Annotated in this window: 11 protein-coding genes; 6 read left to right on the forward strand and 5 right to left on the reverse strand. The window is 69.2% G+C overall.

Translation table 11 applies throughout. The annotated features are described in order from the left end of the window. Window positions 1–46: 46 nt before the first annotated feature. The 3 genes from MEU52_RS07370 to MEU52_RS07380 form a co-directional block, all read right to left on the reverse strand. On the reverse strand, window positions 47–1,435 hold the full coding sequence (locus tag MEU52_RS07370) for an ATP-binding protein (RefSeq protein ID WP_443266202.1): 1,389 nt from the start codon (window positions 1,433–1,435) through the stop codon (window positions 47–49). Then, window positions 1,432–2,154 carry a response regulator gene (locus MEU52_RS07375; protein ID WP_238120602.1) on the reverse strand — a complete coding sequence of 241 codons (723 nt, stop codon included), beginning with the start codon at window positions 2,152–2,154 and terminating at the stop codon, window positions 1,432–1,434. Before MEU52_RS07375 ends, MEU52_RS07370 begins: the two co-directional genes overlap by 4 nt. 170 nt (window positions 2,155–2,324) lie before the next feature. Next, window positions 2,325–2,876: a MarR family winged helix-turn-helix transcriptional regulator gene (locus MEU52_RS07380; protein WP_238120601.1), complete on the reverse strand. Its 552-nt coding sequence runs from the start codon at window positions 2,874–2,876 to the stop codon at window positions 2,325–2,327. Window positions 2,877–3,083: 207 nt separating this feature from the next. Between MEU52_RS07380 and MEU52_RS07385 the strand changes: the two genes are divergently transcribed. Beyond that, window positions 3,084–3,977: a branched-chain amino acid aminotransferase gene (locus tag MEU52_RS07385; RefSeq protein WP_238120600.1), complete on the forward strand. Its 894-nt coding sequence runs from the start codon at window positions 3,084–3,086 to the stop codon at window positions 3,975–3,977. Window positions 3,978–4,149: 172 nt separating this feature from the next. Continuing rightward, on the forward strand, window positions 4,150–4,458 hold the full coding sequence (locus MEU52_RS07390) for a YciI family protein (protein WP_238120599.1): 309 nt from the start codon (window positions 4,150–4,152) through the stop codon (window positions 4,456–4,458). 6 nt (window positions 4,459–4,464) lie between these two features. On the opposite strand, the gene MEU52_RS07395 is transcribed toward MEU52_RS07390, so the two are convergent. Together MEU52_RS07395 and MEU52_RS07400 are read right to left on the reverse strand one after the other, a co-directional pair. After that, complete coding sequence (locus tag MEU52_RS07395) at window positions 4,465–5,817, reverse strand: ATP-dependent DNA helicase (protein ID WP_238120598.1); 1,353 nt, start codon at window positions 5,815–5,817, stop codon at window positions 4,465–4,467. After that, window positions 5,814–6,815, reverse strand: a complete 1,002-nt coding sequence (locus tag MEU52_RS07400; RefSeq protein ID WP_238120597.1) for an adenosine kinase — start codon at window positions 6,813–6,815, stop codon at window positions 5,814–5,816. Before MEU52_RS07400 ends, MEU52_RS07395 begins: the two co-directional genes overlap by 4 nt. Window positions 6,816–7,095: 280 nt before the next feature. Here MEU52_RS07400 and MEU52_RS07405 point away from each other — a divergent pair, with 280 nt between their 5' ends. From MEU52_RS07405 to MEU52_RS07420, 4 genes are all read left to right on the forward strand, one after another. Next, window positions 7,096–8,202: a linear amide C-N hydrolase gene (locus tag MEU52_RS07405; protein ID WP_238120596.1), complete on the forward strand. Its 1,107-nt coding sequence runs from the start codon at window positions 7,096–7,098 to the stop codon at window positions 8,200–8,202. A gap of 181 nt (window positions 8,203–8,383) precedes the next feature. Further along, complete coding sequence (glmM, locus tag MEU52_RS07410; RefSeq protein ID WP_238120595.1) at window positions 8,384–9,721, forward strand: phosphoglucosamine mutase; 1,338 nt, start codon at window positions 8,384–8,386, stop codon at window positions 9,719–9,721. 89 nt (window positions 9,722–9,810) lie between these two features. Continuing rightward, window positions 9,811–10,497: an outer membrane protein gene (locus MEU52_RS07415; protein WP_238120594.1), complete on the forward strand. Its 687-nt coding sequence runs from the start codon at window positions 9,811–9,813 to the stop codon at window positions 10,495–10,497. Between the two features lie 3 nt (window positions 10,498–10,500). Beyond that, on the forward strand, window positions 10,501–11,274 hold the full coding sequence (locus tag MEU52_RS07420; protein WP_238120593.1) for a gamma-glutamyl-gamma-aminobutyrate hydrolase family protein: 774 nt from the start codon (window positions 10,501–10,503) through the stop codon (window positions 11,272–11,274). Window positions 11,275–11,367: the final 93 nt, after the last annotated feature.

Raw genomic sequence — 11,367 nt, forward strand, 5'->3', positions numbered from 1 at the left:
CGCCGGCCGCACCGGCGTGGAAAGGGGTGTGGACCGGCTGCCCGGCCTATACGGGAATGCGCACGGTGGCGCGCAACCCGCCGAGGGGGCTGTCGGCCAAGGTGATGTCGCCGCCATGGGCACGGGCGACGTCGCGGGCGATGGACAGGCCGAGGCCCGAGCCGCCTTCATCCTGGTTGCGGGCGTCGTCGAGCCGCAGGAACGGGCGGAACACGTCGTCCCGCTTCTCCTCGGGAATGCCGGGGCCGTCGTCATCCACGTTGACGATCAGCCAGCGCGCGTCGCGGGTGCCGGTGATCTCCACCGTATCGGCGTGGCGCACCGCATTGTTCACAAGGTTGCCGATGCAGCGCTTCAGCTGCTCGCCCTTCACCTCCACCAGCGGCGGGCCCATGAAGGAGGCGCGCGCCTCAGCGCCGTCGCGCTCGGCATTCTGGCGCAGGTCCTCGATCAGCATGCCCATGTCGGTCAGGGTCACCGCCTCGCCGGTGTCGCCGCGGGCGAAGGCGAGATAAGCCTCCAGCATGCCCTGCAGTTCCTCCACGTCCTTTTTCAGGGCGTCGGTGTCGGCATTGTCGGGCAGGAAGGCGAGTTCCAGCTTGAAGCGGGTGAGGATGGTCCGCATGTCGTGGGAGACACCGGCGAGCATGGTGGTGCGCTGCTCGATCTGCCGCTCGATGCGCCGCTTCATCTCCAGGAAGGCCACCGAGGCCCGCCGCACCTCGCGGGCGCCGCGGGGGCGGAAATTCTCCACGTCCCGCCCCTTGCCGAACGCCTCGGCCGCGTCGGCGAGATTCTCGATGGGACGGATTTGGTTGCGCAGGAACAGGATGGCCACCGCCAGCAGCACCAGGGAGGTGCCCACCATCCACAACAGGAAGATGTGGGAGTTGGAGGCATAAGCGGTGTTGCGCTGGGCGAAGATGCGCAGCACCGAATCATCCATCTTGATGCGCACCTCGATGAGGTTCGACTTGCCCACCGTGTCGATCCAGAACGGCCGGCTCACCCGCCGGCCGATCTCCCGCGACAAGGCGCTGTCGAGCACCGAGAAGAAGGGCTTGGGCCCCGGCGGCGGCAGCGGATCGGGCGGCAGCACCGCCACGTTGAGGCCGAGGTTGCGCCAGGCGATGCGGCGCAAAAGCTCGAAATCATTGTCCCGCGGCAGCACCGGATAGAGCGCCACCACCGCCGAGATATCCTGGCTGACGGCGGCGGAGAGGCGCCGGGTCACCGTATTGTAGTGGCGCTCCATGAACACGAACGCCACCACCGACTGCAGCAGCACCATAGGGGTGACGATGATGAGCAGCGAGCGCGGATAGAGGCCCTTGGGCGTCACCCGGTTGAACCAGTGGGCGAAGCGGGCGTTGGCCTCCTTCAGCCCGTGGGCCACGGCCTGCAGGCCCGACAGGCCGCGCTCCATCCGGCTCAAGGCGTGACCACCAGCCGATAGCCGATGCCGCGCACGGTCTGCAGGAACACCGGATTGGCCGGGTCCCGCTCCAGCTTGCGGCGCAGCCGGTTCACCTGCACATCCACCGCCCGCTCGCTGGTGGCGCCGCCGCCGGCGAGGGCGAGGCGCGGCACCGTATCGCCCGGCGCCTCGGCCAGGGTGCGCAGCATGTCGCGCTCGCGCTCGGTGAGGCGCACGATCTCGCCATCACGGGTCAATTCGCCCCGCTCCAGATGGAAAGTGAAGTCGCCGAACCGCACGCTCTCGATGGCCTTCTGCGGCGGTGGCGCCGCCCGCTTGAGGATGGAGCCGATGCGCAGCAGCAGCTCGCGCGGCTCGAACGGCTTGGCGAGATAGTCATCCACCCCCGCCTCGAGCCCGGTGATGCGGTCCTCGGTCTCGGCGCGGGCGGTGAGCATCAGGATGGGCACGGCGGAGGTCTGGCGCAGGGAGCGGGCGAGCTCCACGCCGCTCTCCCCGGGCATCATCACATCGAGCACCAGGAGGTCGAAGGTGAGCCCCTCCAGCCGGCTGCGCGCCTCGGCGGCGGAGGCGGCGGTGGTGACGCGATAGCCATTGGTGATGAGCAGGCGCGACAACAGGGTGCGGATGCGGTTGTCGTCGTCCACCACCAGCAGGTGGGGCACGTCGTCCGGCAGCGGGGGCATGGGACTGGTCGCGGCCGTCGGCTCGGTCATCTCTGGCTCCCTGGTGGCGCGGCCCATGGCCGCCACCCCTTGCGCGTCACCCTTGCGCCTCACCCCTGCCGCATCGCGGCAAAGGTCGGTGCTCCGGCTGTGCACGCCCGCGCGGTCCGCCGTCAAGCCTTTGGGCGCCAGCCGGTCGTCACTCCGCCGGCATCAGGACATCACCCGTGGCGGGCGCGGCGGGCCCGGTCGGCGCGCTGGATCAGCCGTTCCACCGCCGCCCGATCCTCCGGATCGATCATGGCGAGAAGAAAGCGGCGCACCGTTTCTTCCGATCCCGGCCCGCAGGCGTCGAGCGCCCGGGCGATGCGCCGGCTCTGGATGCCGACGAAATCACGGGCGAGCGCCTCCGCCTTGGGGGTGGGATAGAGCAGGCGCTGGCGCCGGTCGGCGGCCCCCGCCCGGCTTTCCACGAACCCCTCATCCACCAGCTCGCGCAGCACCCGGCCGAGGGACTGCTTGGTGATCTGCAGGATCTCCAAGAGGTCCGTCACGCGCATACCAGGGTGGCGATTCACGAAATGGATCACGCGATGGTGAGCCCGGCCAAAGCCGATGGGCGCCAGGATCTCGTCGGGGTCGCCCACGAAGTCCCTGTAAGCGAAGAACAAAAGCTCGACGAGGTCCACCAGAGGCACGCCGTCCCGGATCTCCTCCGACGCGGAGCGCGCGGGAGTCTCGGCCGGCGCGAGTGCGGTGTTTATGTCAGCCATATTGACTTTTTCAATGCGATCGTTACTTACAGGACCAGTTTCACGAAATGATCGGTCGCTGTCGAGCCAAACCGTAACCGATCGTTTCGCGGTGTTGCCAGCAAATGCCGCTGGCGTAAAGATACCCCCGAGTGGCCGGCCTGCAAAGCAAGGCGGCACCAGGGGGGAAGCCGCGCGGACGACGCGGCCTGAAGAGGAGCAAGGATCATGAGTGCACCGGGCGTTCCCTTCGACAAAATGGACGGCTGGATCTGGTACGACGGCGCCTTCGTGCCGTGGCAGGACGCCAAGCTGCACGTGCTTTCGCACGGCCTGCATTATGCCAGCACCGTGTTCGAGGGCGAGCGCGCCTATGGCGGCGAAATCTTCAAGTCCACCGAGCATGCCGAGCGCCTGCGCCGCTCCGGTGAGCTTCTGGATTTCGTGATCCCCTATTCCATGCCCGAGATCGTCGCCGCCAAGAAGGCCACCCTCGAGAAGAACAACCTGCTCGATGCCTATGTGCGCCCGGTGGCCTGGCGCGGCAGCGAGACCATGGGTGTCGCCGCGCCCCACAACAAGGTGCACCTCGCCATCGCCGTGTGGGAATGGCCGAGCTATTTCGATCCCGAGCAGCGCATCAAGGGCCTGCACCTCGACCTGGCGGAGTTCCGTCGCCCCGATCCGGCGACCATTCCCTGCAAGGCCAAGGCGGCCGGCCTGTACATGATCTGCACCATCTCCAAGCACCGGGCCGAGCGGCGCGGCTTCGCCGATGCGATGATGCTGGACTATCGCGGCTATGTGGCCGAGTGCACCGGCGCCAACATCTTCTTCGTGAAGGATGGCGTGCTGCACACCCCCACCCCCGACTGCTTCCTGGACGGCATCACCCGCAAGACGGTGATCGAGCTGGCCCGCCGCCACGGCATCGAGGTGGTGGAGCGCCACATCAAGCCCGAGGAGCTGTCCGAGTTCACCGAGTGCTTCGTGACCGGCACCGCCGCCGAGGTGACCCCGGTGGGCGCCATCGCCGACTGGAAGTTCACCCCGTCGGGCATCACCCACCAGCTGATGGATGCCTACACCGCCGAGGTGCAGCCCAAGAAGCAGGCGGCATGACAGCAGGCCGCGTGATCCTTCAGGGGCGCCACCCCTGAAGACCCGAGTGTGCTCGTCTTCAAAGCCCCCTTCCGGCCTGCCGGGAGGGGGTTTTTTGGTTCCGCACGGCAACCGGCCCTGGACGCGGCCAGCGCTGCCTTCCACCTTGGCGCTTTACGCGCCGGGGATGCCCATGCCGTTCATGATCGAGACCTTCGACAAGCCGGGCACCCTGGCCCTGCGAGCGGCGACCCGGCCCGCCCATCTCGCCTTCCTCACCGCCCACGCCCATCTGCTGATCGCGTGCGGCGGCAAATTGGATGATGACGGCCAGCCCCTGGGCGGCGGCCTCTATATCGTAGCTCTGGAAAGCCGAGGCGAGGCCGAGGCCTTCCTCGCCGCCGATCCGCTGGCGCAGGCGGAGCTGTTCGCACGGGTGGAGATCACCCGCTGGCGCGAGGGCTATGTGGATGGGGTCTGCCGCCTGCCGGTCGAAGGCTGAGACGCCCTACCCCTCGGCCTCGAACGCCTCCATGAAGGCCGCCACCCGGCGATCCACCCGCACATCCGACCCGCGAATGGCCCGCACCAGGGAGAGCCCCTCCAGGGAGCGGGCGCGGGAGAGCGCCACATAGGCCTGACCGGGGGCGAAGGCGCCCTCGCCGAAATCGATGCGCACATCATCCAGGGTCAGGCCCTGGGCCTTGTGCATGGTGAGCGCCCAGGCTGGCGCCAGGGGCAATTGAGTGTAGGTGCCCACCACCTGCGCCTCGATGCGCGCCGTGCGCTCGTCCCAGCCGTAGCGGATGCGCTCCCAGGTGAAGGATTCGATCTCCACCGTGGGCCCGGCATCCAGCTTGACGATGGCGCAGCCGGCGGCGAGCCCCACCACCGTGCCCACCGAGCCGTTGACCCAGCGCCGCGCCGGATCGTTGCGCAGCGCCATCACTCGCGCGCCCCGCTTCAACACCAGCCGTTCGGCCACCGGCAGGCGGTCGCCCTCCAGGCCGAACTCGCCCTTCAGCGCCCCGGCGAACTCGCGGCCCTCATCGGGCAAGGAGGCGAGGCCACGGGCGTTATAGGCATCGGCGCGGGCATTGGTGGGGGTCAGCAGCACCGGCAGGCGGCCCTCGCGATGGGGCCGCACGCAGGCGTCGTTGAGCGCCTCCGCCGCATCCCGCGCACCGCGCCCGCGGCGCAGCGCGTCGAGCATGGCGATGAAGCCGCGATCGGTCTGCCGATGCACATGGGTGAACGGCACGCCGGTGGTGGCGCGATCGACCAAGGCCTTGGCGTGGAAGGCGAAGGGGCCGTCATAGCCCATGCGGGCCAGCATCTCCTGCTCCGCCATGGGCACCACCGGTGGCAATTGCAGGAAATCGCCCACCAGCACCATCTGCACGCCGCCGAACGGCTCCGAACTGTCGCGGGCGATGCGCAGCGAGATGTCCACGGCGTCCAGCAGGTCCGCCCGCACCATGGAGATCTCGTCGATGATCACTCGGTCGAGCTTCTTCAGCAGCCGGCGCACCTGCACCCGCGGCTTCACCTCGTCAGGATTGAGCAGGCGCGGGGGAATGCCGAAGAAGGAATGGATGGTCTGCCCGCCCACCTGCAGCGCCGCCACCCCGGTGGGGGCCAGGAACACCTGGCGTCCCCGCGGCGTCTTGCGCAATTCGTGCAGGAAGGTGGTCTTGCCGGTGCCGGCGCCGCCCAGCACCAGCAGGGTCGGCGCCCGCGCCTCGATGGCGGCGAGCGCCCGCGCCGACTGGCCGCCGGGATCCGCCAAAGCGGAACTGGCGAGAGCCGCGCCCGGCTGCGCCGGCAGGCCCGGCGCTCTGTCGCTCTCGGCCCCGCTCACGAGATGAGGCCGGCCTCGCGGGCGAGGTCCAGGAGGTTGCGCTGGGGCCGGGCGCCGAGCTGGGTGATGATCTCGCCCGCCGCCAGGGCGCCGACCCGCAGGGCGCTCGCCGGATCCAGACCCTTGGTGTAGCCGGCCAGGAAGCCGGCGGCGAACAGGTCGCCGGCGCCAGTGGTGTCCACCACCCGCTCCACCGGCACTGCCGGCACGCTCACCACCGCGCCGGAGGTGACAAAGGAAGCGCCCTTCTCCGAACGGGTCACCACCGCCTCCTTGGCATCGCGGCGCAGGGCCACGAGGGCCGTGTCGAAATCGGCGGTCTCATAGAGCGCCTTCAGCTCGGCCTCGTTGCAGAAGGCGAGGTCCACGGTGCCGGAGCGGATGAGATCGAGGAACTCGGCCCGGTAGCGATCCACGCAGAAGGAATCGGACAAGGTGAGCGCCACCTTGCGGCCGGCCTTGTGGGCAATCTCGGCGGCGGCGAGGAAGGCGGTCTTGGCGGCCGGCGGATCCCACAGATAGCCTTCCAGATAGGTGACGGCGGCGGCCTCCACCTGGGCCGGGTCGATATCGGCCACGGCGAGGCTCTGGGCGGCGCCGAGGAAGGTGTTCATGGTGCGCTCGCCATCGGGCGTCACCAGGATCAGGCAGCGGGCGGTGGCCGGTCCGTCCGCGGCGGCCGGGGTGGCAAAGGCGACGCCGGCGGCGCGGATGTCGTGGCCGAACACGGTGCCGAGCCCGTCCGCCTTCACCTTGCCGATAAAGCCGGCGCGAGCGCCGAGGGAAGCGACACCCACCGCCGTGTTGGCGGCCGAGCCGCCGGAAATCTCGGTGCCCGGGCCCATGGCCGCATAGACCTGCTCGGCCCGCGGCTCGTCGATCAACGCCATGCCGCCTTTGTTCATGGCGTGGGTGGCGAGGAAATCATCCTCGGCGCGGGCGAGCACGTCCACGATGGCGTTGCCGATGGTCAGCACGTCGAGCGGGGGGAAAGACACGGGCGGCAGTCTCCGGAAAAAATCGCTGCCGAGCGGTAGCACCGCCCTTGGGTGCGGCGCAATCGCGTTAACCCTTTCTTTAGAATTGCGCAGCGGACAGCGCCCCGGCCATGGGCGCAAGCCCCGCGCAAGCCTATAGCTATCGGATCCGGGCGACGATCAGGGTGTTTGGCTTCGTCTTGCCCCTTTGCCGGGCAAACCACTCTCCCCTGCCCCAATGGGCAAGCCAGGGGCGAACCATCCTCTTCCCCCTTGGGGGCAAAGCAAAAGGATACCCGCCATGCGGATCTACGCGCGCACCGCCACCGCCCTCCTCGCCGGCGCGGCCCTGCTGACGCAGAGCCTGGGCGCCTCCGCCTGCACGTCGCTGATCCTGAAGGCGAAGGATGGCGGCGTGGTCTATGGCCGCACCATGGAATTCGGGCTGCCGCTGCAATCGGAAGCGCTGGTGATGCCCCGCAACATCGCCCTCACCGGAACCGGCCCCACCGGTGAGGCCGGCACCGGCCTGTCCTGGACCGGCAAATATGCCGCTGTGGGGCTGAACGGCATCGGCCTCAAGGTCTTCATCGACGGCATGAACGAGAAGGGGCTCGCCGGCGGCCTGCTCTATCTGCCCAATCTCGCGCAGTTCCAGGACGTGAGCCCGGCCGAGGCGAAGAACTCCATCGCCTCCTACGAGATGCTGACCTATGTGCTGACCTCGTTCGCCACCGTGGCGGAAGTGAAGGCGGCCATGCCCAAGATCAAGGTGAGCGCGGCGCCGCAGGCGGTGTTCAAGGGCCCTGTGCCGGTGCACATGACCCTGCACGATGCCTCCGGCGCCAGCCTGGTGGTGGAATATGTGGGCGGCACCCTCCACATGTATGACAACCCCACCAGCGTGCTCACCAATGCCCCCACCTTCGACTGGCACCTGGCCAATCTCGGCCAGTATGTGAACCTGTCGGCGGTGGAGCCCGATCCCATAAAGGTCGGCCCGCTCACCATCGCCGCGCCGTCCACCGGCGCCGGGCTGCACGGCCTGCCGGGCGACATGCTCTCCCCCTCGCGCTTCCTGCGCGCCTTCTTCTTCTCCCACAACGCGCCGGAGGCGGCCACCACGGCCGAGGCCCTGGTGAACGTACGCCACATCATGAGCTCGTTCGACATTGCCCCCGGTTCGGTGGTGACCAAGGCGGGCAGCACCGCCGGTGGCGGTGTGGCCGGCTTCGAGACCACCGAATGGACGGTCTACGCCGACCTCAAGAACCTGCGCTACACGTTCACCACCTACGACAACCCCAGCCTGCAGGGCCTCGACTTCGCCAAGCTGAAGCTGGACGGCAAGGCGCCGCAGTTGCTCCCCCTGCCTGCCGCGCCGGCGCCCATCGCCATCGGCCAGTGAACGGACCGGCGCGGAGAGATCCGCGCCGCGCTCTGTGAAAGCCGGTCACGAGATGTGATCGCCAGGCGGGGCGCGGAAATGCTAAGGCGCACCCGACAAACCGGGCCAGCGACCCGGCCATGACCCATGACGACCGGACCCATGAGGACCGGCCTCATGAGGACCGGACCCAAGAGGACCCATGTCGCGCAAGTATTTTGGCACCGACGGCGTGCGCGGACGCGCCAATTCCACCCTCACTGCCGACATCGCGCTGCGGGTGGGCATGGCGGCCGGCCTGGTGTTCCGCAACGGCGGCCACCGGGTGGTGATCGGCAAGGATACCCGGCTGTCCGGCTACATGATCGAGAATGCGCTGGTGGCGGGCTTCACCTCGGTGGGCATGGAGGTGCTGCTGCTCGGCCCCATGCCGACGCCGGCGGTGGGCCTTTTGACCCGGTCCATGCGCGCCGACCTCGGGGTGATGATCTCGGCCTCCCATAATCCGTTCGACGACAACGGCATCAAGCTGTTCGGGCCGGACGGCTTCAAGCTCTCCGACGAGGTGGAGCGGGAGATCGAGGCGCTGATCGACCAGGATCTCGCCCGCCGCCTGGCCAAGCCGGACGAGATCGGCCGCGCCCGGCGCCTGGAGGGCGTGCACGCCCGCTATATCGAATATGCCAAGGGCACCCTGCCCCGCGACCAGAAGTTCGAGGGCCTGCGGGTGGTGGTGGATTGCGCCAACGGTGCCGCCTACAAGGTCGCCCCCGAAGCCCTGTGGGAGCTGGGCGCGGAAGTGGTGGCCATCGGCGTGGATCCGGACGGCATGAACATCAACCGCGACGTGGGCTCCACCTCGCCGGCGGCGCTGGCCGCCAAGGTGCGGGAAGTGCGCGCCGACATCGGCATCGCCCTCGATGGCGACGCCGACCGGGTGATCCTGGTGGACGAGAAGGGCCAGGTGGTGGACGGCGACCAGATGATGGCGGTGGTAGCCGAGGCCTTCAAGGCCGAGGGCCGGCTGAACCACAACACGGTGGTGGCCACCGTCATGTCCAATTTCGGCCTGGAGCGGCATCTGGGCGAGCAGGGCATCCACCTCGCCCGCACATCGGTGGGCGACCGCTACGTGCTCGAGCGCATGCGCGCCGGGGGCTACAACGTGGGCGGCGAACAGTCCGGCCACATCATCCTGTCGGATTTCTCCACCACCGGCGATGGCCTGGTGGCGGCGCTGCAGGTGCTGGCCGTGGTGGCCCGCCAGGGCAAGCCGGTGTCGGAGGTGTGCCACCGGTTCGAGCCGCTGCCCCAGGTGCTCAAGAACGTGCGCTACGATTCCGTCATGCCGCTGGAGGCGGAGGAGGTGCAGGCCACCATCGCCGCCGCCGAGCAGCGCCTGGCCGACCATGGCCGCCTGCTCATCCGCCGCTCCGGCACCGAGCCGGTGATCCGCGTCATGGGCGAGGGCGACGACCGAGACCTGGTGGAGGGCGTGGTGGACCAGGTGATCGAGGCGCTGGCCAAGGCCGCCGCCTGAGGCGGCCTTAACCTCCCGTCAGGGTTAATCCCACTTTAAGTGCCCCCGTGCGACGGTCGATGCCGTCAGACGAAATCCAGGGGTGCGTAATGGTGCGTTCGATTCGGTTCCTCGCGGCGGTGCTGCTCATCTCCCCGGCTGCCGCCTGGGCCTCGGACGAGGCACCCCTGCTGGGCAAGACCGGCGACTTCTCCCTCGCCCCGCCCGAGGTGGTGGAAAGCGCCGCCGGCGGCTGGTACCTGCGCGCTGACGGCGGCTATGTCGCCGGCTATGTGGACGGATCTCTGCAAAACCTCATCGGAACCGGCGCCGCAGGTGGTAGCTCGCGCGCCTCCGGCTGGTCGGTGGGTGCCGGGCTGGGCTATCGCTTCACCCCCTGGCTGCGCGGCGAGGTGGGCCTCGACTATCTCGACCTCGGCGGCGTCGACACCGTGCTGGGCCGGTTTGAGGCCAATGCCACCGTCGCCCTGGCAAGCGTCTATTGGGACATCATCACGCTGGCCGGCTTCACCCCCTATCTCAGCGGCGGCGTGGGCTTCGCCATCGACCGCATCTCGCCGCCACCGATCATTCCCGCGGCGGACGACCAGTGGAAGTTCGCCTGGAGCCTGGGGGGTGGCGTGTCCTACGCCTTCTCGGACAGCTGGAGCGTCGATCTCGGCTATCGCTACATCGATGTCGGCGCCCCGGACGTCGCCGCCGTTCCCGGGGTGAGCATCGACGCCCTGGGCGGGCACCAGGTCCGGTTCGGCATCCGCTACAGCTTCGGCGAATGAGCCATGCGCGCGGCCGCCAAGCCCCTCGTCGCCATTGTCGGTGACCTCAAGGACGACACCGACCTGCCCTATTTCATGGTGGGGGAGAAATATGCTCGCGCGGTCGCCGAATTCGCCCATGCGGTGCCGCTCATGGCACTGCCGGTGGGACCCGAGGCGGACCGCGACGCCGATATCGCCACCCTGATCGCCCGGGTGGACGGCTTCTTCTTCACCGGCAGCCCCTCCAACGTGCACCCCAGCCATTGGAACGGCCCGGACGATGCCCCCGGCCCCTTCGATCCGGTGCGCGATCGCTTCGCCCTGGCGCTGATCCGCGCGGCGGTGGCGGCGCAGGTGCCCGCCCTGTTCATCTGCCGCGGCTTTCAGGAGCTGAACGTGGCGTTCGGCGGCACCCTCCATGCCGATCTCGCCGCACTGCCCGGGCGCCTGCCGCACCACGCGCCGGAAGACGCCCCCTATGACACCCGCTATGGCCCGCTCCATGCGGTGGACCTGGTGCCCGGCTCGCCGCTGGAGGCCACCTTCGGTGCCCGCAGCTTTCCGGTGAACTCCCTGCATTATCAGGCCCTGGACCGCATCGGCGCCGGCCTCAGCGTGGAGGCCCGCGCGCCGGACGGCACGCCGGAGGCCGTGCGGGTGAGCGGACATCCGTTCGCGGTGGGCGTGCAGTGGCATGCGGAATACCGCCCCGACCTCTCCCCCGCCAATGCCCGGCTGCTGGCGGCCTTCGGCGCGGCGGTGCGCACCCGCCAGGCGGCGCGCGCCCACCCCTGAGGGCCGCGCAAGGCCGACGCCGCGCCAGCCGTTGCCACGCATCAATCTGCTGCACCGCAAGATGCCCGCGCCCCGCGCCGGCGACCGCTCCGC

The organism is Xanthobacter sp. NM-25 (assembly GCF_022138605.1).
Classification (GTDB): Bacteria; Pseudomonadota; Alphaproteobacteria; order Rhizobiales; family Xanthobacteraceae; genus Xanthobacter.

Bases quoted from the DNA above. Each gene is read 5' to 3' on its own strand.
- MEU52_RS07375 (WP_238120602.1), bottom strand. From the start codon at position 2,154: ATGACCGAGCCGACGGCCGCGACCAGTCCCATGCCCCCGCTGCCGGAC.
- MEU52_RS07380 (WP_238120601.1), bottom strand. From the start codon at position 2,876: ATGGCTGACATAAACACCGCACTCGCGCCGGCCGAGACTCCCGCGCGC.
- MEU52_RS07385 (WP_238120600.1), top strand. From the start codon at position 3,084: ATGAGTGCACCGGGCGTTCCCTTCGACAAAATGGACGGCTGGATCTGG.
- MEU52_RS07390 (WP_238120599.1), top strand. From the start codon at position 4,150: ATGCCGTTCATGATCGAGACCTTCGACAAGCCGGGCACCCTGGCCCTG.
- MEU52_RS07405 (WP_238120596.1), top strand. From the start codon at position 7,096: ATGCGGATCTACGCGCGCACCGCCACCGCCCTCCTCGCCGGCGCGGCC.
- glmM (WP_238120595.1), top strand. From the start codon at position 8,384: ATGTCGCGCAAGTATTTTGGCACCGACGGCGTGCGCGGACGCGCCAAT.
- MEU52_RS07415 (WP_238120594.1), top strand. From the start codon at position 9,811: ATGGTGCGTTCGATTCGGTTCCTCGCGGCGGTGCTGCTCATCTCCCCG.
- MEU52_RS07420 (WP_238120593.1), top strand. From the start codon at position 10,501: ATGCGCGCGGCCGCCAAGCCCCTCGTCGCCATTGTCGGTGACCTCAAG.